This window comes from Capnocytophaga genosp. AHN8471 (genome assembly GCF_016806945.1).
GTDB classification, from domain to species: domain Bacteria; phylum Bacteroidota; class Bacteroidia; order Flavobacteriales; family Flavobacteriaceae; genus Capnocytophaga; species Capnocytophaga periodontitidis.
The window spans coordinates 23,123-50,008 of record NZ_JAESPJ010000030.1; the positions used below are offsets into that span (position 1 = coordinate 23,123).

At 41.3% G+C, this 26,886-nt stretch carries 22 protein-coding genes; 1 reads left to right on the plus strand and 21 read right to left on the minus strand.

Annotated features, from left to right (window positions below; translation table 11 throughout):
• Nucleotides 1-14: 14 nt before the first annotated feature.
• A complete protein-coding gene (gene purL / locus JMN12_RS12950; protein WP_203139749.1) occupies nucleotides 15-3,686 on the minus strand; it encodes a phosphoribosylformylglycinamidine synthase in 3,672 nt (1,223 codons plus the stop codon).
• A gap of 249 nt (nucleotides 3,687-3,935) precedes the next feature.
• On the opposite strand from purL, the gene JMN12_RS12955 reads away from it, so the two are divergent.
• Nucleotides 3,936-5,390: a hypothetical protein gene (locus tag JMN12_RS12955; protein ID WP_203139637.1), complete on the plus strand. Its 1,455-nt coding sequence runs from the start codon at nucleotides 3,936-3,938 to the stop codon at nucleotides 5,388-5,390.
• An 80-nt stretch (nucleotides 5,391-5,470) separates the two neighbouring features.
• Here JMN12_RS12955 and JMN12_RS12960 read toward each other — a convergent pair whose 3' ends face one another.
• From JMN12_RS12960 to JMN12_RS13055, 20 genes are all read right to left on the minus strand, one after another.
• Nucleotides 5,471-6,727 (minus strand): replication-associated recombination protein A, encoded by a 1,257-nt coding sequence (locus JMN12_RS12960; protein WP_203139751.1) that lies wholly within the window; start codon nucleotides 6,725-6,727, stop codon nucleotides 5,471-5,473.
• Nucleotides 6,728-7,160: 433 nt separating this feature from the next.
• Nucleotides 7,161-8,399 (minus strand): DUF5103 domain-containing protein, encoded by a 1,239-nt coding sequence (locus JMN12_RS12965; protein WP_203139639.1) that lies wholly within the window; start codon nucleotides 8,397-8,399, stop codon nucleotides 7,161-7,163.
• A gap of 130 nt (nucleotides 8,400-8,529) precedes the next feature.
• Nucleotides 8,530-9,045 carry a hypothetical protein gene (locus JMN12_RS12970; protein WP_317193631.1) on the minus strand — a complete coding sequence of 172 codons (516 nt, stop codon included), beginning with the start codon at nucleotides 9,043-9,045 and terminating at the stop codon, nucleotides 8,530-8,532.
• Between the two features lie 100 nt (nucleotides 9,046-9,145).
• Nucleotides 9,146-9,598 (minus strand): hypothetical protein, encoded by a 453-nt coding sequence (locus JMN12_RS12975; RefSeq protein WP_203139643.1) that lies wholly within the window; start codon nucleotides 9,596-9,598, stop codon nucleotides 9,146-9,148.
• Nucleotides 9,599-9,610: 12 nt separating this feature from the next.
• A complete protein-coding gene (locus JMN12_RS12980) occupies nucleotides 9,611-10,510 on the minus strand; it encodes a hypothetical protein (RefSeq protein WP_203139645.1) in 900 nt (299 codons plus the stop codon).
• A gap of 11 nt (nucleotides 10,511-10,521) precedes the next feature.
• The gene (locus JMN12_RS12985; protein ID WP_203139647.1) at nucleotides 10,522-11,079 is read right to left on the minus strand and encodes a Maf-like protein; all 558 of its coding nucleotides are present in this window, start codon (nucleotides 11,077-11,079) and stop codon (nucleotides 10,522-10,524) included.
• 28 nt (nucleotides 11,080-11,107) lie between these two features.
• Nucleotides 11,108-11,707 carry a hypothetical protein gene (locus tag JMN12_RS12990; RefSeq protein ID WP_203083086.1) on the minus strand — a complete coding sequence of 200 codons (600 nt, stop codon included), beginning with the start codon at nucleotides 11,705-11,707 and terminating at the stop codon, nucleotides 11,108-11,110.
• A gap of 14 nt (nucleotides 11,708-11,721) precedes the next feature.
• On the minus strand, nucleotides 11,722-11,868 hold the full coding sequence (locus JMN12_RS12995; protein WP_203083085.1) for a hypothetical protein: 147 nt from the start codon (nucleotides 11,866-11,868) through the stop codon (nucleotides 11,722-11,724).
• A gap of 36 nt (nucleotides 11,869-11,904) precedes the next feature.
• Nucleotides 11,905-12,123, minus strand: a complete 219-nt coding sequence (locus JMN12_RS15535) for a DUF5053 domain-containing protein (protein ID WP_317193632.1) — start codon at nucleotides 12,121-12,123, stop codon at nucleotides 11,905-11,907.
• A gap of 344 nt (nucleotides 12,124-12,467) precedes the next feature.
• On the minus strand, nucleotides 12,468-14,327 hold the full coding sequence (mrdA, locus tag JMN12_RS13005) for a penicillin-binding protein 2 (RefSeq protein WP_203093798.1): 1,860 nt from the start codon (nucleotides 14,325-14,327) through the stop codon (nucleotides 12,468-12,470).
• Nucleotides 14,324-14,830, minus strand: coding sequence for a rod shape-determining protein MreD (gene mreD, locus JMN12_RS13010; protein WP_088593626.1), 507 nt, complete (start codon nucleotides 14,828-14,830; stop codon nucleotides 14,324-14,326). Before mreD ends, mrdA begins: the two co-directional genes overlap by 4 nt.
• On the minus strand, nucleotides 14,827-15,663 hold the full coding sequence (gene mreC / locus JMN12_RS13015; protein WP_088593627.1) for a rod shape-determining protein MreC: 837 nt from the start codon (nucleotides 15,661-15,663) through the stop codon (nucleotides 14,827-14,829). The genes mreD and mreC overlap by 4 nt, the downstream gene beginning before the upstream one ends.
• 85 nt (nucleotides 15,664-15,748) lie before the next feature.
• Nucleotides 15,749-16,777 (minus strand): rod shape-determining protein, encoded by a 1,029-nt coding sequence (locus JMN12_RS13020; protein WP_002680118.1) that lies wholly within the window; start codon nucleotides 16,775-16,777, stop codon nucleotides 15,749-15,751.
• A gap of 385 nt (nucleotides 16,778-17,162) precedes the next feature.
• Nucleotides 17,163-19,220, minus strand: a complete 2,058-nt coding sequence (locus JMN12_RS13025) for a S9 family peptidase (protein ID WP_203139648.1) — start codon at nucleotides 19,218-19,220, stop codon at nucleotides 17,163-17,165.
• Entirely contained in the window at nucleotides 19,213-21,237 is a 2,025-nt protein-coding gene (locus JMN12_RS13030) for a glycoside hydrolase family 65 protein (protein WP_203139650.1), read from the minus strand. Before JMN12_RS13030 ends, JMN12_RS13025 begins: the two co-directional genes overlap by 8 nt.
• Before the next feature lie 2 nt (nucleotides 21,238-21,239).
• Nucleotides 21,240-23,342, minus strand: coding sequence for a glycoside hydrolase family 97 protein (locus JMN12_RS13035; protein ID WP_203139652.1), 2,103 nt, complete (start codon nucleotides 23,340-23,342; stop codon nucleotides 21,240-21,242).
• Nucleotides 23,343-23,361: 19 nt separating this feature from the next.
• Nucleotides 23,362-23,772, minus strand: coding sequence for a Holliday junction resolvase RuvX (ruvX, locus tag JMN12_RS13040; RefSeq protein ID WP_198466747.1), 411 nt, complete (start codon nucleotides 23,770-23,772; stop codon nucleotides 23,362-23,364).
• A gap of 2 nt (nucleotides 23,773-23,774) precedes the next feature.
• Nucleotides 23,775-24,188, minus strand: a complete 414-nt coding sequence (locus tag JMN12_RS13045) for a hypothetical protein (RefSeq protein WP_238423916.1) — start codon at nucleotides 24,186-24,188, stop codon at nucleotides 23,775-23,777.
• A 37-nt stretch (nucleotides 24,189-24,225) separates the two neighbouring features.
• On the minus strand, nucleotides 24,226-24,657 hold the full coding sequence (locus tag JMN12_RS13050) for a polymer-forming cytoskeletal protein (protein ID WP_002680142.1): 432 nt from the start codon (nucleotides 24,655-24,657) through the stop codon (nucleotides 24,226-24,228).
• A gap of 165 nt (nucleotides 24,658-24,822) precedes the next feature.
• Entirely contained in the window at nucleotides 24,823-26,871 is a 2,049-nt protein-coding gene (locus JMN12_RS13055) for a peptide MFS transporter (RefSeq protein ID WP_203139654.1), read from the minus strand.
• Nucleotides 26,872-26,886: the final 15 nt, after the last annotated feature.

Genomic DNA, 26,886 nt, shown 5'->3' on the forward strand with positions numbered 1-26,886 from the left:
TTTGTTTACCATTTTTATTTGGCATTACGTGCTTCAATCCACTTGCGGGCATTGATAAATGCCTCTAACCAAGGGCTAACCGCTGTTTTTTCACTTGGATAGTATGCCCATTGCCAAGGAAAAACTGAACGCTCTATATGGGGCATCGTAACCAAATGTCGTCCTGTTTTGTCGCATAACATAGCCGTGTTGTAATCAGAGCCGTTAGGGTTTGCAGGGTACTCCTGATAAGCGTATTTACCTACGATATTGTACTGATTTTCTGCCAATGGCAAGTGGAATTTTCCTTCGCCGTGCGATATCCATACCCCTAAGGTACTGCCTGCAAGGGTGGAGAGCATCACCGAGTTGTTCTCTGGAATGGTTACTGATACAAAACCACTTTCGTGCTTGCCACTATCATTATGCCACATCTTGCCGTGCTCAGTGTGCTCAGGATTGATGACTTCTAATTCCATAAACAACTGACAGCCATTGCAGATACCTACTGAAAGGGTGTTGGGACGGGCAAAGAAGCTGTCTAATGCTTTTTTAGCTTGCTCGTTGTAAAGCAAAGCTCCTGCCCAACCTTTGGCACTGCCTAAGACATCGGAGTTAGAGAAACCACCTACAGCCCCTATAAATTGTACATCTTCTAAAGTCTCACGTCCGCTGATGAGGTCGGTGGTATGCACGTCTTTCACATCAAAGCCTGCTAAGTAAAGGGCATTTGCCATTTCGCGCTCGGAGTTGCTACCCTTTTCGCGTATCACTGCTGCTATAGGGCGTTTGCCTGCGGGGCGTGCGGGTTTTTCACCCGTGAAATGCGCTGGGAAAGTGTATTGTAAAGGCTGTTCGGAGTAGTTTTGATAACGCTCGGTTGCCTTGTCGTTTTTCGTTTGTTGTTTGTCCAACAGGTAAGAAGTGAGATACCACACATCGCGCAATTCAGGAATGTTAAAGTGGTGTTCTTTGCCTGAATGATGAATGACAAGTTCTTCAGAAGTAGTTACTTCGCCTATATTTGCCCACTCTAAAGAGTATTCAGTGAATATTGTTGCTTCAACACTGCTATCGGCTTGTATTACTACCCCTGCGTTTTCGGCAAAGAGGGTTTTGATAAGGTCTTCACCGAAAAAGAGCTCGCTGAGATCAATATTTGCTCCTAAGCCGTTTTCGGTAAAACACATTTCTAAGAGCGTTGTGATAAGTCCGCCACTACCAATGTCGTGTCCTGCTTGTATTTTACCTTCTTTTATCAGTTCTTGGAGTGCATTAAAGGCGTCTTTAAAGTAGGTAGCATCTTTGATGGTAGGGGCTTCCTCGCCTATACGGTTGAGGATTTGGGCAAAAGCTGAACCTCCTAATTTAAAACTATCGTCTGAAAAGTTGATATAGTAAATATTACCTCCGTTCTTTTTGAACACAGGCTCTACTACTTTTTGCACGTCAGTACAATGGGCAGCAGCCGAAATAATCACCGTACCTGGGGCAATCACATCACCACCGTCGGGGTATTTTTGTTTCATTGATAGGGAATCTTTACCAGTAGGGATATTGATACCCAATTCAATCGCAAAATTAGAAGCTGCTTCTACGGCTTCGTACAAACGCGCATCTTCTCCTTTATTGCGGCACGCCCACATCCAGTTGGCGGATAGCGATACACTTTGCAAGCCGTCTTTTAGTGGCGCCCAAACAATGTTAGTCAGTGCTTCGGCAATGGCATTGCGACTGCCTGCAGTAGGGCTGATAAGTGCCGTAAGAGGCGAATGACCAATACTGGTAGCGATTCCTTCTTTGCCATTATAGTCCAAAGCCATCACCCCAACGTTGTTCAAAGGGAGTTGTAGTGCGCCTGCACATTGTTGTTTGGCGACTTTGCCCCCTACACAACGGTCTACCTTATTGGTAAGCCAGTCTTTACAAGCCACACTTTCTAATTGCAGTACCTGTACCAAATAGTTCTGTAACTGACTTGTATAGTAGTGTAACTCTTCGTAGTTAGTAACTACTGTTTCATCGGTCATTACTGTTTTTGGCGAACTGCCAAAGAGCGCGCTGAGGTCTAAATCCATTGGGCGGGTACCTTTCTTTGCAGAGGCAATGCTGAAATGCTTGTCGCTGGTAACCACACCTACCTCGTACATAGGCGCACGCTCGCGGTCGGCAATGGTTTTTAGTTTGGCAATAGCCGAATTGGGCAATACCAATCCCATACGCTCTTGAGATTCATTACCTATAATTTCCTTATCCGATAGAGTAGGGTCGCCTACGGGCAGTTTGTCTAAGTCGATTTTACCACCGGTTTCTTCTATGAGTTCCGATAAGCAGTTGAGGTGTCCGCCAGCCCCGTGGTCGTGTATAGAAACGATAGGGTTCTCGTCCGATTCTACCATTGCGCGAATCGCATTGGCAGCGCGTTTTTGCATTTCGGGGTTAGAACGCTGTACCGCATTGAGCTCGATACCTGTGCCAAAAGCCCCTGTATTGGCAGATGATACAGCAGCACCTCCCATACCAATGCGGTAGTTTTCACCGCCTAAGATAACGATTTTGTCGCCTTCCTTGGGAGTGTGTTTTATGGCTTGTGAGGCTTTGGCATAACCCACACCTCCTGCTTGCATAATCACTTTGTCAAAGCCTAATTTGCGTCCGCCTTCTTCGTGTTCAAAGGTGAAGAGAGAGCCCGTAATGAGTGGTTGCCCAAATTTATTACCAAAATCGCTTGCCCCGTTAGAGGCTTTGATGAGGATATCCATTGGCGTTTGGTACAACCATTGGCGCTGAGCCATTCCTTTTTCCCAAGGGCGGTCTTCTTCCAATCGGGGGTAAGCCGTCATATACACAGCTGTCCCTGCCAAAGGCAAAGAACCTTGTCCGCCCGCGAGACGGTCGCGTATTTCACCTCCCGAACCTGTAGCCGCCCCGTTGAAAGGCTCTACCGTAGTGGGGAAGTTGTGGGTTTCGGCTTTGAGTGAGAGCACTGCCTCAAAAGGTTTCACCTCGTAGAAATCGGGTTTATCGGCACTTTTGGGTGCAAACTGGTCGACAGTAGCTCCTTGGATGAAAGCCACATTGTCCTTATAAGCCGAAACAATGCTATTAGGGTGTTCTTGTGATGTCTTTTTAATGAGTTTGAAAAGGGTAGAAGGCTTTTCCTCACCGTCGATAACAAAAGTACCGTTGAAGATTTTATGGCGACAGTGTTCAGAGTTAATTTGTGAGAAGCCAAACACTTCCGAGTCGGTGAGTTTGCGCCCCAATTGTTGAGAGAGATTTTGCAGATAGGCAACTTCTTCGGCGCTTAGCGCAAGTCCCTCTTGTTGGTTATACGCCTCGATATCATCAATTTCGAGTGTTGTTTGCGGTTGAATGTCGATAGTAAAACTCTCTTGAGTAAGACCGTTGTATCGCTCGAAGAGCATAGGGTCGAAAGGGGTATTGGGGTCGGTTACCTCGTGGAACTCCTCGATACGGGTAATCCCGTGGATGTCCATATTTTGGGTAATTTCCACCGCATTGGTACTCCAAGGGGTAATCATCGCCGCGCGGGGTCCGATGAAAGTACCGCTAAGGGTAGAGAAGGGGAGTTGCTGGGCATTGCCAAACAGCCATTTCAGTTTGTTGAGGTCGGTCTCAGTAAGGGCAACTTCGGTAGCTACCACATAAATAGTGTTTTTGGGGTTTTTAAAGAAAAGAAGCATCTTTTTCAATTAACAATTGACAATTAATAATTAACAATTAGGGGTAGTATTTAGTATATAGTTTCTTTAATCAACTATGCCAAAAGTTGTAGCACGACGAGCCATTAAAAACTTTGGCAAAGTGTAGTGATACACCAATATTGGCACAAAGGTATAAACTTTTTTTCAATTGGCAAACAAACCACTATTTTATTTGTCGGTTGCTAAAATATTCATACATTTGCAATTGTAATTTAATTGTTTTTACAAATGAAAAGAATAAAAATCTTGTTTTTAGTAGCCATACTTTCAGTAATGAATGTTTGTGCTCAAAGTTTCAAAGTGAAAAAAGGAGAACTCCAAATAGATGGAACTCCTGTTGCTAAGTTTGAGAAAAAAGATGGCAAATTCGTATTTAGCGATCTTTCTAACAATTTGCTGTTCAGAGCTTTCCTTACTGAAGAAACCGCTCAAGGAAACACAGCTCCACACCGCTGGATAGAGTTCTCTAATGCCAATGGAGTGATTAGAGAGGTGGAAATTCCTGATAAAGTGAAGTTTACTTTCTCTGGAGAGAAATACGTTATCGATTGTGTTTACAAATCGGGGACAAACTTACTTACCGAAAAAGGTATCGACCCTGCGGTAGTAACAGCTTTCTTCCAAACTTCAGATCGTCCTTTCTCTGAAAAATGGGATAATATTTTCCAACAAGAGAAAAACACCAATCAAACTGAAGATAATTTGGCAACTGCCGATAATCTTTCGGTAGAAGGTGAGGTAATCGTTAAAAATGGCAAGAAGATAGGCTTCATCAAAAGAAAAGAAGAATCTGGCGATGGAGGTATTGTTATCAACAACTTTACAGTAACCGATAGCAAAGGCAATGTGGTGGCAACTGCTAAACACCATAATTTCAACCAAAAGGACAAAGAATTTTTCATCATCAAAACCTATGACGAAAAAGAAATCCCTGTATTTAGTCAGCTAACAAAAATGAATGATGCTAATAAACGCATTGTTAAGAGATTGTATGCTAATGGATATCCTTTTGGCGATATGTCAGAACGTTTCAACCAATTCATAGAAGATAAGAAGAATACTATCAATGAGCAGAACAATGCAATGGTAGAAGAAGCTAAAAAACAAACAGTAAATATCTATGATGCTGCGGGTTACGTGATAGATGCTAAGGGTGATAAAAAAGAAGGTCTCATCACTATTGAATTCCAATCGGTAGATGCAATTATTGGTAAGGATAAAAATATGTCTGATCTTACCTCTTATGGAACTACAGTAAAACTCAAAAGAGAAGGAGAAAAAGATTTGTACTTTAAAGCTAAAGACGGCAATAAATTCTGTATAGGCGAACGTTGTTTCTTAGGAGCAAAAGGTAGTGAAGATGGTTTTTTTGGTCACGGAGGTTCAGATCTAAATGTGCTTTCAGGAGCTGCTCAGTTCTTCGAAATCCTCTATGAAAAGGACGGAAACTACGTATTGGCTCACAGCAAATATCCTGAAGATTACTACTTGAAGATTAAAAAAGCTGATAAAGCAGTTTATTTAGGAACTAAAACTACTTTCGGTTCCAAAAGTACTGAAAAAATACAAAAAATACTAAGCAAATACGTTAATTGTTCTTCATTAGATGTAACCAAATACAATACTCTAACTAAAGAAGGTATGATACAATTAGTAGATGATTATACTTCATCTTGCAAATAGTATGAGATTATAAAATAACCTAAAGAAAAAAGTTGTCCTCTTTTGAAGAAGGCAACTTTTTTATGTTTTATTCCTAATCTTTAATACCCATAGCGGTCGCCCCATAGTTTTTTAAGGTAGTCGCGTAAGGCATTCTCACGGGGGTTATCAGAGGGTTCATAGAAGGTTTCACCTTGTAATTCATCAGGGAGGTAATCCTGAAAGGCAAAATTGCTCTCATAATCGTGAGCGTATTGATAGTCTTTGCCATAGCCCAGTTCTTTCATCAGTTTGGTAGGGGCATTGCGCAGGTGGATAGGCACACTGAGGTCGCCCGTTTGCTTTACCACTTGTTGGGCTTTGTTGATTGCCTTATAAGAAGCATTGCTCTTAGGTGAAGAAGCGAGATATATAGCACACTGACTGAGAATAATACGCGCCTCAGGATAACCAATAGTGGTTACTGCCTGAAAGGTGTTGTTTGCCAAAATCATTGCTGTAGGGTTCGCATTGCCTATATCTTCCGAAGCGAGAATGAGCATACGGCGTGCGATAAACTTCACATCTTCACCGCCTTCAATCATTCGTGCCAACCAATAAACAGCCCCATTGGGGTCGCTGCCCCGTATTGATTTGATAAAAGCCGAAATGATATCGTAGTGTTGTTCACCCGTTTTGTCGTAGAGTACGGTGTTTTTCTGCACGAGGTGCAATACACTATCGTTGGTAATAACAACAGGTTCACCGTCGGGGGTAGCATTTATAACCAGCTCAAAAGTGTTGAGTAGCTTGCGACCGTCACCGCCTGAGAGTTTTAGTAAGGCTTCGGTTTCTTGCAGTTGGATATCTTTGGTTTTGAGAATCGCATCTCGGGTAATGGCATTGTGGAGCAGTTGTTCTAAATCCTTGCGCTCAAAAGCCTTGAGGATATACACTTGGCAACGAGAGAGCAAGGCAGGAATCACCTCAAAACTGGGGTTTTCGGTAGTTGCTCCAATGAGAGTAATCCAACCTTTTTCGACAGCCTGCAAGAGGGAATCTTGTTGGGTTTTGTTAAATCGGTGAATTTCATCGATGAAAACGATAGGATTTTGGGTAGTGAAGAGTCCGCCGCTTTGCTTGCTTTGGTCAATTACTTCGCGCACATCCTTAATCCCTGAACTAATGGCACTCAGGGTATAGAAAGCGCGATTGCTTTGGTGCGCAATGATATTTGCCAACGTGGTTTTCCCCGTACCTGGGGGACCCCAAAAGATAAGCGATGGCAAAAGACCGCGTTCTATCTGTTGGCGCAAAGCCCCTTGAGCTCCTACTAAGTGCTCTTGTCCCACATATTGCGCAAGTGAAGTGGGGCGCATACGTTCTGCTAAGTTTTCCAATTAATAATTAATAATTAACAATTAATAATTAACAATTGCCCCCGAACCCCCGAAGGGGACAATCTGTAAAAGCTACTTTTTTGATGAGAAAAACATCTAAAAAGGGGGCTAAAAGGTTTTGTTTTGTGTGGGCGTTTGCAAAACGCCCGTACATAACATATTCTTAACAATTGCCCCCGAACCCCCTAAGGGGGACAATCCGTAAAAACTACTTTTTTGATGAGAAAAACATCTAAAAAAGGGGGGGAAAAGTTTTGTTTTATGTGGGCGTTTGCAAAACGCCCCTACACAACATACTCTAAAAGTATTTGATTTTCATTTATATACTTTGCCAAAGGTCGTAGCACGACGAGCAATTAAAACTTTGGCAAAGTGTAACGATGTACAATAATTCGTCATTTGTCACTCGTCACTATTGAGTGATATTCGCGCCAGAGGCAGAGCCGATACCTACTACTTCGTCATAGAGAGCGCCAGGAGCACGGTAGTATACAAGCACGAGGTAAGTGTTTTCTGTCTGCTGAAAATTACCACTTATCTCATTAAAATCAACAGTGTTGCCTGCTTTGGTAGCAAACTTATAGTTGTAAAATCCCTGTTTAAGAAGTACTTTTCCTTTGAAAAGACCATCTTTTTCGTCATAAGTGAGTTTGTACTCATCGCGGAGTTCGTAGTTACTGAACTTGCCATATACATACACTTCTTTATTCCAAAAAGTAGATTTGCCTTCTAAGGCGAAATGCACTTGGGTGTAATCGGCTTCGTTAGCAGGGTTCATCCCGTTGAGCGTAGTAACCAAGAAATCGCCATTGATATCGGGATAATAGGTATAGACATTGCTCGCACGACTTACATTAGGAAAGAGGTAGCTGTTCACCCATTTGCTACGGTCGATATGCGAAATACCCGATGCAGGCACTCGTATATCCTTGCTATCGAAATAGAAATACTCATTGCCGCCCCAGAAAGCTGTTTCGCGGTCGTAGCGATACACGAGGTCGTTACCCATTATATACTGAGGTTTTACGCCCGTAATAGCCGTATCCCAACGGTAGTTTTGCAGGATAGCTACTTTCACTGCTACATTGGGATTATCAAGTCTGAAATCTTTCTGCCGAATGGTGAACTGCACCACTTGTTGGGTATCGAAATACTGCAAATCGCGAGCGCGTTTTACTTCGGTGAGTACATTCACTTGGGGTGTATAGAGCACAAAACGGCGTGAAAAAAGCTCTGTGCCATAACTATCGGTGATAGAGAGCATATAGTTGCCACTGAGAGTGATTTTGGTGAGTTCGTTAGGGAAAGTAAGGCGGTAATGTGAATAACCTTGCAGGGTGCCATAGGAGTTGCTCTCGGGCTGTAGCGGTTGGTTATCAATACCTTTGAGGTATTCGCTTTTCAGTAGAGAAGAGGCAGACCAATCGGCATTGCAATGGGTGATTTTGTAGTAGTAAGTCTCCTCATTCCCCCCGAGGTCATCGAACTGCAAACTAAACGACTCGTTACGGCGCACGATAGGGAATTGGTTTTTATCGTTGGCATCGGCTTTGAAAATAATGGTTTTGATATAATCGGGTGGGGTTTTCTCCACCAATGCTTGTGCTTGCAGGGCTAATGGAAATAGGAGCAAAAGTATAAGTTTTTTCATAATGTATAATGTTTGTTTTTTTGTTTTAGAATTTCTATAGAGGGCGAATTGCCATTCTATAGAGGGCGAATTGCCATTCGCCCCTACAATATACCAAAAAGCGACTGATAATCAGAGAAATTAACTGCTTTCATTGCTCTTTCAATTTTTCGACTACTATTTGGTGGTAGATTTCACCTTTTATAAAAATGGGAAAAACTAAAGCTGTTGCAATTATATTTTTCTTCATATCTAACTTTGTTTTTTTGCACATTCGCTTTATAAAAGAAGCGTTTTTCTCCAAAACAACTGCAGGAAAAGAATCCTTTTCTTGTATAAATAGATAAGCAGTGGTGTCAAGTCCTTTTTTGCGATAATAGTTATGTACTTTTTTCTTTATTTTTTTAGGCAAAAAACGTGCTACGGTATCTAAAAGGAAAAAATTATCTCCCTTTTGTCCATCTCCACAAGGGTAAAAACTCGCTTTAAATTCTTTTTGAGTATAATGAATAGCATCTATTTTGTAAACATCTATATCTGTATAAGCATAATAATCAGTATAACAAGACTTACAAGCACAAGTGTTATCCGTAAAAGTAATGCAATGTTTTTCCTGTGAGTACAAGAAAAAAGAACAAAAGTACACAAAAACAATAATATATTTCACTTTACGAGTCGTCATTTATCAATAGGTTTTGCTTCTTTAATGTAAATCATATCTTTTTGTCCTCCAGTATAAAAGGAAAAATAGTTTTTTATAAGAAATCTCATTTATCTATTACCATTAAGTTATAGTATTCTCCTGTGCTGAGTTCTAATATCTTTAAGATTTTAACTTTTAACACTACATTTTGTTGTTCACCACAGTTAAACTCTTTTGTACTATGTATATAATAGGTCTTTCCATTCTGTTCTAAAACATAAGCAGTACCACAACTCGCAATAGCTCTTTTAAGTTTAGGGTTCATTGAAATGTATTTCACATTGTCATCTACATCAGATTTGCCACAGAATTTTATATCAACTTTAATTTTCGCTGATGAGACTTTCACTACCTTTGCCCTATTTTCATAAAATTGATTTAGATTTTCAATAATAGGGATTGTGTCCCCATTAGTGAGTACTATATCCATACGAAAATCCTCAGTTTGATATTGTTTATTCTTCTCTGTAAAGGAAAATAAGCAAGGGAGTAGGAGCAAGAAGAGAAGTTTTCTCATAATGGATAGTGTTTATTTTCTGTCTTTTAAGATTAATTCAAGGAAGGGTAAACCGCCTCTTTCCTGATACCGTAAAAACCAATCTTTCTGGTCACGGTATTCTTCGGGGACTTTTTTGAGAAGTTCCCCCTCTTTTCGTTCGGGATATTCACTTGGAGTCTTAGTCCGTATAAAGGTTTTGCCTTTGGTAGTGTAATCGGGATAGATGTATTCTATATCTTCTGTTTTATCGCTTTTATCGCCTACCCATTTCATCTTGTACAAGCCTGATATTCCTCCAAAACCAGCCTCTACTCCTCGTATGATTTTTTCTTTGGGGTAAAAAGTAGCGTTATCAAACTCGTAAGCAGTAGAAAATTTTTCGGTTTTAGGATCGAACAGATAAATATAGATAATGCTGGAACCAAAAGCACCTGTTGTCCACCAATCTATATTAAAATCATTAATACTATCGCCGTTGGCATCGAAAACAGAATCGTGCACGGCATAAGTGAAGTCGTCTATATACGAGAGTTTCTTTCTAAAAGTGCGGTTTTTTTCTATTTTGTACACTTCTACTAATGATTCTATTATCCTATCATCAATATGAACCACTACATAAGGTTGGTTGTTAAAGAACTTACCTGCTTTGATAGTAGTTTTGGCGATGCTGTCTTTAGAAAAGTAAGTGTACTGCCAATTTTCTTCTCCTTTGTAAAGAGAATCGACTTTTTGTAGGGCATCTTTTACAATAGCAACAAGCTCAGGGTTAGGATCATCAGTTACCACGTTTTCAAAATTGGAAGAAGTGAGCGTTTTAATGCTATCTTGCAGAATGGTAATGCCTTCTTTTTCTTGTTTATCGCTTGTGGAGGTATTTTTACAAGCGGATAAAGCTAAGAGAGTGAATGTTATGTAAAGAAATTTTTTCATATTTTGTGAATTTACGAATTTACGAATTTGCTAATTAAGTGCGTAGGCAGTCCCATTACGTTGTTATAAGAACCTTCGATAGCGATAACGCCTATATGCCCAATCCATTCTTGGATGCCGTAAGCTCCTGCTTTGTCGAATGGTTGATATTTAGTTATGTAATAGCTGATTTCGTCGTTAGAAAGTTCTTTGAAAGTTACTTTGGTGATGCAGTGCTGGGTAACTTGCTTTTCATCGGTGGTAAAGCATACGGAAGTAATTACCTCGTGGGTCTTGCCAGAGAGTGAATGCAACATTGCAAAGGCATCGGCAGTGTCTTTGGGTTTGCCCAAGGCTTTGCCCTCGTGCCACACGATGGTATCGGAAGTGAGGAGCACGCAGTTAGGAGGTATTTCTCCTGCAAAAGGTGTGGCTTTTAGTTGTGCCAAATAATCAGTGATTTGCTCGCGCTGCAAGTGTGCAGGGTAAGTCTCGTCTACGGGTTTGAGAATGACCTCATAGGGGAGGTCTAACTCTTTTAGGAACTGCTGGCGGCGCGGTGAGCCTGAGGCAAGGATTATTTTTTTCATATTTATCGATTTATCGAGGCAAGCAGAATCAAATCAGTAGATAGATTTCTATTAATAATCTATTTTCTTTTTTCCATTGAATCCAGCCTTTCTCATTTGTATTGTTATCACTTTGTATTTCAATCCAATCTTTTTTCACTCCTATTATATTGAATGTCGCATCGGTATCTTTTAATTTAATGATTTTCGACTTTTCAAAAGGTTCTTTTCGCAAGGGATTTTTGCTCCAATCTAAATTGGAAATTCCTGTAGTATTTTTTAAGAAATCTTCCCAAGATATAAATTTTGTTTGTGCTTTGGATACCAAATATTCTTCACCATTCGCCGATAAAACTTTATAGTATTCTTTTTGGTCACCGAGACAAACGATATAAAAAATATTATATTCAGGTTTGAAGAATATTGGTACTATATACTTAGGAGTGTATATATATTCGTTTAAACTCTTGTTAAGGGTCTGACTGTTAATAGTTATGATATCACTTTCTACTTTCACTAAACCAATTCCGAGGCTCTTTGTTTTATTATAAAACTCATAGCTCGAACTTTTTTGTGCATTTCCTATAAGAGATAAAAAGAAAAATGTACAAAAAGAGAACAAATATATGTGATAGTGATATTTTTTCATTTTTAATATAACAACTAATGAGGCATCAAATCTTTATCAGTCCACACCACGGCTAACTCTCTTATTTCGTTGGAGTAGAGTTCACTCAAAGGCGAGATGGCGTTATTCTCTAAAATAATATCTGATAACTTTTTTTGATAGTCGTTGAATATTGGTTTCATATTTTTAAAAGATAGTCAAAAAGGCGTATCTGAACGTTATTTAAAATTATCAGCAGTTTTACGAATGCGTTCGGCTAAGTCGTATAGAGCTCCTCTGAAAGTATCTTTCTCTGTTTCAGTAAAACCATTGTCAGCATCGTCTATTTTGTCGTATATCCAAGAAGCGGATTGACCGAAATACTTACGTGCGATTTTAGCCCAAGAAATATCAAGAGCAATGTTTTGTATTTGCTGTTTGGTTGCTATTTTTTTTATTGATTACTATTTCCATTTTTCTATAAAAAATATATAAATTAACGTGAGTTCGGCGTAAGTAATTATTTAACAATCAGTAAAATATTTTTAATCTTCCACGAATTACACGAATTTTCACGAAATTGAGAGTGCATAAAAGTCTTTATTTTTTTATTATCTCACGAATTTTCACCTAGCGGTGAATTATTTTGTGAATATATTATGTTACAAAACTGTAAATCAATGTTCTGTTATATCGAACAGACGTTAAATTAATGATTATGAAATATTTTCAGTAGTATCAATCATTAGCTTAGGAAATGTAACTGTCAAGGTAAGTATACATTAAAGGAGCAATATACACCTTACTGATTGATATAAAATTTTTGTCCTAAATAAGGTTTTAGGTATTCGTGTTCGAGGCTTTTTTCGAGCATTTGGCGTTCGAGGTCACAACGAAATACTTCACCTTTGAGGTATTTTTCAATCATTAGGGATGCGATAGGTCCGGCAACACGAGCTCCGTAATAACCATTTTCTACAAATACGGCGATAGCTATTTTAGGGTCTTCTACAGGAGCAAAGGCAACAAATATAGAGTGGTCAGTAAGTTGCATACGCTTGCCATTGACCCTAATAAAGTTCTCGGCTGTTCCTGTTTTTGCCGCAATATTGATGCCATCAATTTGAGTACGGCGCGCAGTACCAGCTAAATAAGCCATATTCATTCCTTTGATTACGGGCTCGAAGTGTTTAGGGTCTATAGTGGTGTGCTTGGGCACAGTGTATTCTTGAAAAGGGGTTTGTTTGTTGTCGATTTGTTTTACAATATGAGGAGTGTAGAAATACCCTTTATTGGCGATGGCAGCCATTACATTGGCGAGCTGTATGGGGGTGGTGAGTATTTCACCTTGCCCGATAGCGTTGGAAATGTTGCTTGTGCCGTTCCATCGTTTAACGCCATATTGTTTGTCGTACAGAGCGGTATTAGGCACTTTGCCCGCACGCCCTGTAGGGAGGTCACAGCCGAGGAAGCCGCCAAGTCCAAAACTGCGCACGTGAGCGTTCCATTTGTCCATACCTACTGCTGAGGTGGTTTTCATATCGATGGCGCGCTTGTAAGTATTGGCAAAATAGGCATTACAAGAGAGTGCGATACCGTGCAAAAGGTCGTTAGAACTACGCCCACAGTGGCAGCGCATAATATGTCCGCCATATCGATAGCCCCCGCCACAGCTGAACACACTTTGAGGAGTGATGACCCCTTCCTGCAAGCCGATGAGCGCATTTATTACTTTGAAAGGAGACCCTGGGGGATATTCGGCGAGTAGTGTACGGTCGTAGAGAGGTTTGGCGATAGAATCGTTGTAGAGAGCGGTGTAGTTTTTGGAGCGTTCGCGTCCTACTAACAAGGCGGGGTCGAAAGTAGGGGCGGAGATGAGAGCGAGAATTTCGCCTGTTTTAGGTTCAATGGCAACAATACCGCCGTGTTTGTGTTGCATCAGTTGTTCGCCATAAGCCTGCAAACCTATATCGATAGTGAGTTGTAAGGGTTGCCCCATAATAGGCAGGGTATCCATCGCGCCATTTTTATAACGTTCGATAGCAGCGTTGTGCTTGTCCTTTTGGAAGTATTGTACTCCTTTCTTGCCGCGCAAAAACTCTTCGTATTGTTTTTCAACTCCGCTACGCCCGATGAGTTCACCAGCGAGGTAGTAAGGATTTTTTTTGAGTTCCCATTCGTTTACTTCACTTATGTAGCCCAATACATTCCCTGCATTGTGAGTGAGGTAACTGCGGAGCATACGTTTTTGTATATAGAAACCTTGGAATTTGCGCATTTTTTCTTGGAGTATGGCGTAATCGTCTTTGGAGAGTTGGTGTACGATTACTGATGGTTTTTTGCGCGAATAGTCGCGAGCTTTTTGGAGACGTTCTCTAAAGTCGTTTTTTTCGAGTTCTAACAAGCTACAGAGTTCGAGAGTATCTAAATTTTTCACTTCGCTGGGAATAACCATCACGTCGTAAGCGGGTTGATTAGAGACCAAAAGTTCGCCGTTGCGGTCGTAGATATAGCCGCGTTCGGGGTAGTCGTAAACAGTTTCGATAGCAATATTATCGATGTTGTTGCTATCGTCGTGGAAGACGATTTGCAGGAAGAACAATCGCAACAAGATTACGACGGCAGTGAATATGATAATGATGGGCAGCAGGAGTTTTCTCATTTCTTATTTTTACTAAACAGATAAATAGTGAGCAAGCAAACGATGATAGTGAAGATAGATGCCCCTATAATTTTAGTAAAAGTAAGTAGCAAATGGTTGAAATTGAATATTTCTAAGAAATAGAATAGGGTGTGATGCACTACCACCATTAGGGTTGTATAACTAAAGATTTTGGTGAATGGATAGCTGGCTAAGTCCATTTCTTGATACTCAAAATTCCTGCCAAAGACGATGAGTAAGATACTTTTTCGGCAGTAGGCTATCAATACACAACTAGCGGCGTGCAAGCCTCCAGTGTTAGAAAAAATATCTATACAGAGACCTATAGCAAAGGCAGCTAACAGATAGGGTACTTGGTTTTCACGATAAGGAGCTACCAAAAGGAACACGATGTAAATCATCGGGTTTACATAGCCCCAGTACTCTATATGATTGAAAATAAGCACTTGCAAAAGTACTAATGCTATGAATAGAAAGGTATTTTTTACAAGTGGGTGCGTCATTTTGGGTTTTGTTTTTCTAAAGCTGAAATAGTATCTTTATCTTTGTTTTCAATGAGGTATACATAATCGAGGTTAGACATATCGGTAAAGAGCCATACATCGATGATGAAGGTATTATCGAACTTGCTTTTCTCGAAATGTACAATTTTACCAATAGGGATTCCTTTAGGGAAAATGTTAGACATACCACCTGTTACGATGGTGTCGCCGTTTTGGATAGGGGCGATATTTGGAACTTCGAGTAATTGTACTTTGTTTACTTCTTTGGTATTCCAGTGTAAAGAACCGAAATGCTGGGTGCGTTTTACCATTGCATTGAGGGCTGAACGGCTGTTGAGCACGCTCTGTACAGTTGCAAAATGACCTGAAGTGTTTTCTATAATTCCTACGACACCTCGTGGTGAGAGTACGCCCATATCCTGTTTTACGCCATCTTTACTTCCTTTATCAATAGTGAGGTAGTTTTTTTGGAGGCGGAAACTGTTATTGATTACATTAGCTTTTAGGACTTTGTACTTCAGTGAATCGGTGGTGGTGAAGCCGAGGCTATCAATACCTTTTGTTTGTCGCAATTGTTCTTGCATTTGGAGTACTTGGTCACGCAAGCTACGGTTTTCTTCGGTTAAGGCTTCATTTTGGCTTTTCAAACTGAAGTACTGTGCCCAATAGTTAGAAAAAGCATAAAGTTTCCCCGATAGGGCATTTGCCGAATTGATATAGGCACTTTGAGGGTAATAATTACTTCTAAAAACCAAACCAATAGCGCATAGAAACAGCAGGAGGAACACGAAAAAGTTCCTCGTTCTAATGAAAAATTGGATGATTTGGTTCATATTAGGTGTCAGGTGTCAGGTAACAGGGGTTAGGTGTTGGGTGTCAGGGGGTAAAGCCTGAGACCTAAAACCTAACAGCTGAAACCTATTTAAGTAGGATGCTTCTAAATTTATTGATATTTTTTAGGGTGATACCGGTACCACGTACAACGGCGCGCAAAGGATCTTCGGCTACATATACGGGGAGGTCGGTTTTCATAGAGATACGCTTGTCTAAACCGCGGAGCATAGAGCCCCCACCAGCCATATAAATACCGGTATTGTAGATATCGGCGGCGAGTTCAGGAGGTGTTTGTGAAAGGGTTTCCATAATAGCGTCCTCAATACGCAAAATAGATTTATCGAGGGCTTTTACCATTTCGCGGTAAGATACTTGCACTTGTTTAGGTTTACCAGTGAGCAAGTCGCGCCCTTGTACCATAATGTCATCGGGTGGAGCATCGAGGTCTTCGGTAGCAGCACCTACGGTGATTTTGATATTCTCGGCAGTACTTTCACCCACGTAGAGGTTGTGCTGGGTACGCATATAGTGAACGATATCGGAGTTGAAGATGTCCCCCGCGATTTTCACTGATTTGTCGCATACTATACCTCCGAGGGCAATGACAGCGATTTCGGTAGTACCCCCACCTATATCGATAATCATATTACCTTTCGGTTGCATAATGTCGAGCCCAATACCAATAGCGGCTGCCATAGGTTCGTGCACGAGGTAGATATCCTTACCATTTACGCGTTCACACGATTCGCGAACGGCACGAGTTTCCACTTCGGTAATCCCTGAAGGGATACACACCACCATACGCAATGATGGAGAAAAGAAGCGTTTGCGCAAAGCAGGGATGCTTTTGATGAGCATACCAATCATTTGCTCGGAAGCGTCGAAGTCGGCAATCACCCCGTCTTTTAGGGGGCGTACAGTAGTGATGTTAGGGTGAGTTTTCCCTTGCATCAAGCGAGCTTCTTGCCCGACGGCTATAATTTTTTTGTTTGTTCTATCTAATGCTACAATAGAAGGGCTATCGACTACCACCTTGTCATTATGAATGATAAGTGTATTGGCAGTACCCAAATCTATTGCTATTTCTTCTGTTAAGAAATCGAAAAAACCCATATTTTATTTCTTTCTGTTGTATGTTTATCTTAAAAATCAATTAGATAAGTATCTGAAAGGATACTTTTTTAGCGGGTGCAATTTTACGAAAAAAAAATAAGGTGAGCAAATAATTGAGTAAAAAAATAAAAAATTCAAATAATACGGAGTGTTCTATTATTTGAATTTTGAGTTATAAAGGTAAGATTTTTAATGTTTTAAGTGAATTATAAAACAGGAGTTTCTTATATTTGTTGAGAGGTTAAAAAACCATATATCAAATTTTTAAATAGAGTGCTTGGCTAATTGTTTCTACAATGTAGGTAAAATGACTGATTATTAAAGTAATCGTTACTATGTAGGCGTTTGCAAAACGCCCCTACAAAGTATGACACAAAAAAGGCTATTATTGATTATGCAAAGTTAGCAGGAAAGCGTATTCTTTTGCAGTTTCTTTTAGGGCTTCAAAGCGTCCTGAGGCACCGCCGTGACCAGCTTCCATATTGGTATCTAAATACAGCGGATGGTCGTCGGTTTTGAGTTCTCGCAGTTTAGCTACCCATTTGGCGGGCTCCCAATACTGAACTTGTGAGTCGTGCAAACCGGTACTCACGTACATTGCTGGATAGGCTTGGGCTCGCACTTGGTCGTAAGGGGAATAGGAGAGCATATAATTGTAATATTCCTCGTTATTAGGATTTCCCCACTCGTCGTATTCGCCCGTAGTGAGCGGAATACTGTCGTCGAGCATTGTGGTTACCACATCCACAAAAGGCACTGATGCGATAATGCCTTTATACAATTGCGGTGCCATATTCACCACGGCACCCATTAGCAAACCTCCAGCCGAGCCACCTTCGGCAAATAGATGTTCGGGAGAGGTGTAGCCTTCGGCGATGAGAAACTGAGAACAAGCGATAAAATCGGTAAATGTGTTTTTCTTTTTGAGGAGTTTGCCATCTTCATACCATTGGCGACCTAAATATTCTCCCCCGCGGATATGTGCAATAGCATAGATAAAACCGCGGTCTAACAAGCTCAAACGAGTGGTAGAAAAATAAGGATTGATGGTTACTCCGTACGAGCCATAACCGTACAGTAACAAAGGATTTTGCCCGTTTTTCACTATGTCTTTGCGGTAGATGAGCGAAATGGGAACTTTTACTCCGTCGGGGGCAGTTGCCCAAAGGCGTTCTTCTATATAATTATCTTTGTTGAAGTTCCCGCCTAATACTTCTTGTTCTTTTAGCAGGCGCTCTTCGCCAGTGCGCATATTATATTCTATAATAGAGGCAGGAGTTGCCAATGATTGGTAGTTGTAGCGGAGCCATTCGGTGTTGAAATCTATATTTTGAGTAGTATAGGCGGTATAAGTTTCGCTGTTGAAGGGGAGGTAATGCGTTTTTGAGCCATCCCACGAGCGTATTTGTATGCGTTCTAAGCCGTTATACACTTCTTCGACTACTAAGTAATCTTTGAAAATTTCTATATCGTTCAGGCGTACTTCGGGACGATAGGCAATTACCTCTTCCCAATGCTCGGAAGTTGTAGCACTTTCGGGGGTACGCATCAGTTTGAAGTTAGTCGCACCGTCTTTATTGGTGAGAATATAAAAATACTCCTCATAATGAGCTATATCGTATTCCAAGCCTCGTGTGCGGGGTTGGAATACTTTGAAAGCCTCGAGAGGGGTATTGGCGTTTAAGATTTGATATTCGGATGTAAGGGTACTTTCGCTGCCTATCACAAGGTATTTGCGAGACTTCTCGCGGTAGACGAACACATCGAAAGTATCGTCTTTTTCGTGGAAAATCAGTACATCGTCTTTGGGGTCAGTACCTAGAATATGGCGGTATACTTTGAAAGAACGCAGGGTTTGGATATTGTTCTTTACATAGAAAATGGCACGATTATCGGCTGCCCAAATTGCTTGTCCGTTAGTATTTTTGATTTTATAGGGCAGTATTTCACCTGTGCTGAGGTTCTTGATTTGCAACGTATATTGCCGGCGAGATACCATATCCACCCCAAAAACCGCCCACTGGTTGTCGTCGCTTATGGCAAAGCTATCGAGGTGAAAGTAGGCTTTGCCTTTAGCCATCGCATTACAATCGAAAAGCACTTCTTCGGGAGCTTCGAGCGTTTGTTTGTAGCGCACATAAATAGGGTAATCCTTACCTTCTTCATAACGAGTTTGATACCAATAACCGTTGTAAAAGTAAGGCACAGAACTGTCGTTCTCTTTGATGCGGCTTTTCATTTCGGCAAAGAGCGTTTCTTGCAAAGGTTTGGTGTGTGCTGTTTGCGCCTGATAGTAGGCGTTTTCGGCTTCTAAATAAGTAATGACTTCAGGGTTTTCGCGCTCGCGTAACCAATAGTAATTATCGGTGCGCTTGTTGCCAAATTCGGTGAATATATGAGGTATTTGTTTAGCTTTAGGAGGGTGTGATTGAGGTTTATTCATTTGATATGATATATGTTTTTTTGTCAATTCCGATACCTTTTAAAGTGATTTTTTTCCAATGTGTGGGCATTACAGTTTTCAGTTGTTGTATGCCTTTTTCTTCGGATATATCTAAGCCTCCAAAGCCCATCATCACCGTTTGTAGTACGCCTCCTGCTCCGGTGAGGAAATAAGGAGTCTTACCATTTTTGGTTTCGGCCATTACTCTAAAAGGAGGCAAAAGGTTAGGGTGATAGGCTTCAGTGAAGTACTTATAAGCCTTTTCTCGGTCGCCTAATCGGCTGTATAAGAGAGAGAATATAGCCTGAGTCATCGCAGGAGTATCGTTGTAAGGCACTTTGTCTTTGTAATACTCTAAATCTTTGTGTATTTGCTTTTTGTCGGTAATTACTTTTAATGGATAAGCTAATAGGTTTACATCGGCTTGCTTGATTGCTTGCCCCGTATAGCTATCGTGTTCACGGGTTACGCCATTATCCATTGTGCTGAAAACGAGCTGTTCGGCTATGGTTTTCCATTGAGGGTTAGCTTTTATCCCTAATACTTTGGCAGCAGCAATAGCGTAGAGCAAATTCAGTTTAGCAGCTGCATTGGTATAGGCGTTGTTATCTACATTTTCAGCCCATTCATCGGCACATACTACGTTTTTAATTTGATAGGGAGCTTGTTCACTCACTCGGCTTTGCCAAAAGGTAGCGGTACTTTCTAAAATGGGATAGCCTATGCGACGCAACCACTCTTTATCTTTAGTTACACAATAGTAATTCCATACAGCTATAGCTATATCGGCAGTGATGTGATGCTCGTAAGTACCTGTTAGTGCCCATACGGGGGTATCTTCTTCTCCTGATGTGGCACTTTCCCAAGGGAACATCGCCCCTTGATAACCGTGTAGAGCAGCGTTGTGTTGGGCGCGTTCTAACCTTTGATAGCGATAGTTGACGAGGTTTTTAGCTATTTCGGGGTGCAATAATAACAAAGGAGGATACATCCACATTTCGGTATCCCAAAATATGTGTCCCATATACCCTGTGTGGCTTAACCCATAAGGAGAAAGAGAAAAGGAATGGAGCTCACTTACCGAAGCGTATAAGTGGTATAACATATTGTGGATGTCCTGATTAGCCTGTGCATCTCCCTCAATCTCAATGTTGCTTTCCCAGAGTTTTGCCCACTGTTTGTTATGTCCTGCAAGTAGCGCCTCGTGTCCCTGCAAGAAAGCGTAAGTACAGAGTCTTTCGGCTTGATTATAAGGGTCGGCAGAGTGCTGAGAGCTTATTAGGTTGCCAATTAGTGAGAAAGAATAGGTTTCGCCTGCTTTTAGTCTATGAGTGAATTGCATTAGGTGACTATTGTAGTCTCTCATTTCGTGCAATATTTGGGGAGCGTCACCATATTTTTTTCTAAAAAGAAAAGCGTTACTCACTGCTACTTTGGCATTCCCTGCTGGTGTTTGAGCCACCGTAGTAAGCAATGGGATATGAGCGTGAGGCGGATTGATTTCATTGAAGTAGTTTTGAGGGTTGCGGAAGCCATCGGGGGTGGTTAGAATGTTCTCTGCCAGAAGTGTAATATCGCGCAAAGGGGTAATGCTGATGTCTAACAGCAAGGTGTGAGGCAAGTGCCTCAAGGCATAATAAGTGTAGGTAACTTTAGCTTTGTCTTTAAAATTGAAGTGACCTGAGAACGCCCCATTGCGCATATCTAATTCTTGAGTGAAATCACTAACAGAATGAGTGTTGATATCCTCGTAATCAATAGCCATTCGCAGTTGTAATGGATTGATATTAGGCATAGCCGAAACTACCCTACTTTTGCCGTAATCGTACAACCCTGCTATGATTACTTGGTCTATTTGTAGGGGTACAGCAGAAGAACGCATCCCTATCATTCCATTGCCTATTGTAACCCCGTAATAGTTCGCGGGGTTGATGGTCTCTGCTTTGAGCAACCACGGGTCTTGGGCATTCAGTGAAGCACAGCAAATGAAGCCTATAATGAAAAAAAAATGTTTCATAATCACTTGATACTTATAGCCAAGCCACCACTGGGGGCAAGGCGTTGTTTGAGTTTGGTTTTTTGAGTTACTTTCATTGTTTTGATGGAGTAACTATTGGGATTGGTACGCCAATCGGCATTTTTACCGTCGGTGTAGAGGGTAGCGGTATAGGTTTTTCCTTTGGGTAGAAAACTGAAATCAACGAGAGCTTCACGGGCGTTTTCATCGGTGATAGCGCCTACAAACCACTCGTTTTTACCTTTAGCTTTGCGGGCAATGGTGATGTAATCGCCGGGTTCGGCTTCTAAAATATAAGTATTATCCCAGTCGGCTGCCACATCTTTGATAAATTGGAAAGCATCAAGGTGTTTTTCGTAGTTCTCGGGCAAGTCGGCTGCCATTTGCAACGGACTGTACATTGTTACGTAGAGCGCTAACTGCTTCACAAGGGTAGTGCTACGTTTGGCTTTGTTGTTGCCATATCGGCTCAAATCGCCTTCAAAAATACCAGGGGTATAGTCCATAGCGCCACCCATTAAGCGGGTGAAGGGGAGGATAGTAGTATGTTCGGGGCTATTGCCGTTGAACGACTCAAATTCGGTACCGCGTGCACTCTCTTGGGCTACCCAGTTAGGGTAAGTACGGCTCATACCGGTAGGTCTCACCGCCTCGTGAGAATTGACCATTATGCGGTACTTAGCAGCGGTTTCGGCTACATAGTTGTAGTGATTTACCATCCATTGTCCGTCGTGGTATTCGCTGCGCGGAATAATAGGTCCAACATAACCTGTTTTCACGGCGTCGTAACCATTGTCGTTCATAAAGCGGAAAGCCTCGTGCAGGTGTCGTTCGTAATCAACTACTGAGGAGGTAGTTTCGTGGTGCATAATCAGTTTTACTCCTTTGGAAGCGGCGTATTGGTGTAGTGCTTGTACATCAAAATCGGGGTAAGCTTTGGTAAAGCTGTAGATGCGCTCTTTGTCGTAAGCATAATTATCTTCCCAGCCCTCGTTCCAACCTTCCACAAGAACGGCATCAAAACCGTGTTGAGCGGCAAAATCGATGTATTGTTTTACGTGCTCGGTATTAGCACCGTGATGTCCGTTAGGTTTTAGTTTTGTATAATCGGTAACGCCAATGGTAATATCGCGGTCATCGGAGTAAGCCCACGTACTGCCGCCTCCTATGAAATACTCCCACCAAACGCCTATGTATTTAGTAGGGTGAATCCAAGAAGTATCGGCGATTTTACAGGGTTCGTTGAGGTTGAGGATAAGGTTAGAAGCTAAAATATCACGGGCATCATCGCTTACTACTATCGTGCGCCACGGCGTTACGCTACCTGTTTGAATATAGCCTTTTACCCCATTCTTATCGGGGACTAAATGAGCTGATAACTGATGTTCGACAGCACTGACGTTGAGCATCATTGAAGGGTAATTTACCAAAGCAGCCTCGTGCAGATTGATGTACAATCCATCATTTGATTTGAGCATCAAAGGCGTTTGTACAGCTACATTGGGAGTAGGTGCTTTGGCAGCCAAAGGCTCTTCGCGCACTTTGTCGATAAGTTTAGGAATTTCCGAAATAGCAGAAGTGGTAATAGGAAACTCGTTGGTGTCGTAGTCAGCGGGAATCCAAAAAGCCTTGTGGTTACCCGAAAGTTGGAAAGCAGTAAGCTCTTCTTGAATTCTAAAGTGACGAAAGTTAGCTTGCACTGGAAATTCATAACGGAAACCTAAACCGTCGTTGAACAAGCGAAAGCGCAAGTGCAATTGTCGTCCGTTGTTTTTTTGAGTGAGACGGACGAACATTTCTTTGTGATGGTCTCGTATTTCTTTGTTTTCGCCCAATACGGGTTGCCATACACTATTAGCTTCAGCAAATTGAACATCTGTGATTTCAAAATTGCTGTTGAAATCCTCCTTTTGGTTGATTACAAACCCCAGAGCACTCTCGCTGATGACTGTTTTGCCTTTGAAAGTTAAGGCATACATAGGCGTACCTTTTTCAGTAAGCCGAAATGAGAGTTTGAGGTTCCCGTTAGGAGATGAAAGAGTTTGCGCAAAAAGAAGAGGCGCAACACACAACATACATACAATAGTGATAATAAACTTTTTCATTGGTTAAATATTTTTGTTATTATTTCTTACCTGATAAAAATTCTTGTAAGATAATGGTAGCACTTATTTCATCGATGAGCGCCTTATTTTGGCGTTGTTTTTTTTTTAGTCCGCTATCAATCATCGTTTGGAAAGCGAGTTTAGAGGTAAAGCGTTCGTCTTGGCGATGTATAGAGATTGTAGGGAATTCTTTTTGCAATTGTGTTATAAACTGCTGAATGTGAGTTTCTACGCTGGAATCCTCGTTGTTGAGTCGTTTAGGTTGCCCAATCACAAAGGCTTCTACGGCTTCCTCGGCAGTGTATTGTTTTAGGAAAGCGAGTAGGGTAGGGGTTTCTACTGTGCAAAGCCCCGAAGCGATAATTTGCAGGGGGTCGGTTACAGCAATACCTGTGCGTTTGGTTCCGTAGTCTATAGCTAAAATGCGCATAATTAATTTGTTGATTTGTCAATTTGTCGACTTGCTGATTTCACCAATCGAATGGCAATAACTGTTTCTAAGGCTATAAAATAGAAAGTAGGTAAGGCTATAAAAAGTAGTTCGTATAGGGGTTGAGAGTTTGTGAGTTTTTCTAAAGGTAAACAGAAGAGAATCACAGCTATAAGTCGCAGTACAAAGCCCGCTACAAAGGCAAAGGCGGTGTATAAGGGGCGTTTTAAGTGTACCACAAGAATGATGATAAACACTAAAACTGAAATGCCACAATGAAAAAGCAATAACTTATCTAATGAATAGAACAAGCTAACACCTTGTGATTCTATACTATAGTTGTAGCAGCTGTACAAAGTACCAGTACCTATTGCCCAACCTGCCAAATACCAAAAACTACAAATGGCTATACGCATAGCCATTTGTAGTTTTGCTTGTGAGGAGTTACTCTGCTTATTTATTGACTTTTTCAAGGGGTTGAGGTTTGTTGTCATTTACAAAAGATTTAGCCCCTTTCATTGTACAAGTTACGTTGAATACAGCACCTGGTTCGATAGCAAGTTTATCGACGTGTACTTCACCTTCTACCACAGCGGTTGATTTTAAGCTGAGTACACTACTTACTTTTAGGGTACCAGTTACTTTGCCTTCGATATCGGCGTTTTCGCAAATCACAGTGCCTTTAATTACACCGGTTCTGCCTATCACCAATTTACCAGAAGTTTCAAAAGTACCTTCTACTTCTCCATCAATTCTAAAATCGGATTTAGAGTGGATTTCTCCTTTGAATTTTGTTTCCGCTACGATGCGGTTGCTGCTTCCTAATGTATTGTCTGCTGCCATAATGTTTCTATTATCTCTTTCTTTGTTGTTAAATATAGCCATTGTATTTCGTTTTACAAATACAGAGACAAAGGTATAATAATTTTTTTGAAACTACAAATTTTTAATATTGTTTTATTTTGTTATATTCTGTAAAGTATTATTTTATAGAATGTTATGTGATAAAAAACTTTGGTAAAATTTATATTGAAACCTGACGCCTAATTCCTATTTCACTCCGTGCATCAGTTTTTTTACAAATGGATTGATGAGGATGATGAGCACTCCTGCTACGGCAGGCACGATGGTGAATATCAAGAAAAAGGTAGAGAGGCTATATTCTTTGGTGATATTTTCTATTTGTCCGCCCACCACAGCTGCTAATTTATGGCCAATAGCGACGGCAAGGTACCATACGCCAAACATAAAGGCAATCATTCGAGCAGGAACGAGCTTAGAGACGTACGAAAGTCCCACAGGGGAAAGGCAGAGTTCTCCCATTGTGTTGAACATATAGGCAAATACGAGCCATAGCATACTCACTTTTATTCCTTGGGTAACGCCATACGCCCCAATAGCTAACAAGCCGAACCCAATGGAGAGCATCAGTAATCCGAGTCCGTATTTTACGGCTGCAGGAGGATTGAAACGGCTATCCCACCAACGAGAGAATATGCTTGCTAAAGCAATGATAAAAAAGGAGTTCAGTATAGAAAACCACGAAGTAGTAGCCTCTACCCAGTTGTCGCGTTCTTCTTTTACTTGAGCGACGATGAGTCCGTTATCGGTATTGAGAGTTGTGCCGCGTTGTTTAGCCCATTGTATTTTTTCGGTATCGGCATAGGCGAAGGAAGTATTCTTGTTGTTCTTGCTGAGTAGTTTGATTTCTTGCCCTACGTTTAGACGAGCATCGGTTACACCTATAATGGTAGTGCGCTCAACGATTTTCAGTTCGGGGTGGGCGTTGCGGTTTTCCTCTGTAATAGGTATATAGGTGGTGTGGTTATCAGTATCTACTTGTTCGTAGGCCTTATACGCCACACTATAAGCTGTGGTTTTAAAATCGCGGTTGAGCATCCACACGGCGATACCCCACACGAGAGTGAAGCACACCAAGAGCACAATTACTGCGGGGAATATCTTTTTGTACGTTTTCTTTATCAGCAGGAAAAGCACATAGGTGATGAGCAATAGCGGAATTACGGTGAGTAGTGCATTAAAAATGTTGTAAATTGTTGCCCAATTGCCGTGCAATTCACGCTCTACATTGTCGCGGGCGAAAATTACTAATGAGGAAGCTCCTTGCTCGAAAGCGAGCCAGAAGAAGACTACAAAGAAACCAAAGATAACCACGGTGAGCATACGGTCGCGCACTATGGGAGTGTAACGTACGATACGACTGCCTATCAGGTAAAAGAAGGCGATGACCCCTATAATTACCATCACATATTGCCCTTTAAGTGCGGGCATTGAAGCCCACGCAAAGAGGTCGATGTTCCATATTTTGGAAAGAGGGTCGTTGAGGGCATAGCCAATTCCTATGATTGCCGCGAGGGCTATAAGGATTTTATCAACGGTAGTGAATGGGTTGCGTTTATCTTCCTCGTTGTGTGTTATTTCTTGTGGGGTATCAGTTGTAGTTTGCGGTTTGCTGCCTATATCACCAAAAAGCGGTTTGGCAAACCAAAACTGTATGGTACCTAAAAGCATAAAGACTCCCGCTAAACCGAAGCCCCAATTCCAGCCAATGCGTTCAGCTAAGTAGCCACAGAGCATCATCCCGAAAAAAGCACCCGAGTTTACCCCCATATAAAAAATCGTATAAGCAGCGTCTTTCTTTTCAGGGAGATCTTTGTACATCTGAGAGACAAAAGATACCATATTAGGTTTGAAAAAACCTGTGCCGATAATCAAGAGGGTGAGACCTAAGTAGAGTGAAAATTCAGTCTCAAAAGCCATCGATACGTGTCCTAAGGTGATAATTACTGCTCCTATAATTACAGCCCAGCGGTAGCCGGTAATTTTATCGGCAATCATACCGCCTAAGATAGGAGTAAGGTAGAGGAGCATCACATAAGTACCGAAGAGTGCCCCAGCATTTTCGGTGCTCCACGCCCAACCAGGATTGTAGCCTATGAGGGTCATTGTGAGGAAATTGATGAGAAGTACGCGCATCCCGTAGAAGGAGAAGCGTTCCCACATTTCAGTAAAGAAGAGCACGAATAGCCCCGCAGGGTGTCCTAATACTTGTGTGTCGAAAATTGTCTTTTTTGTCATAAAACTTGTTACCTA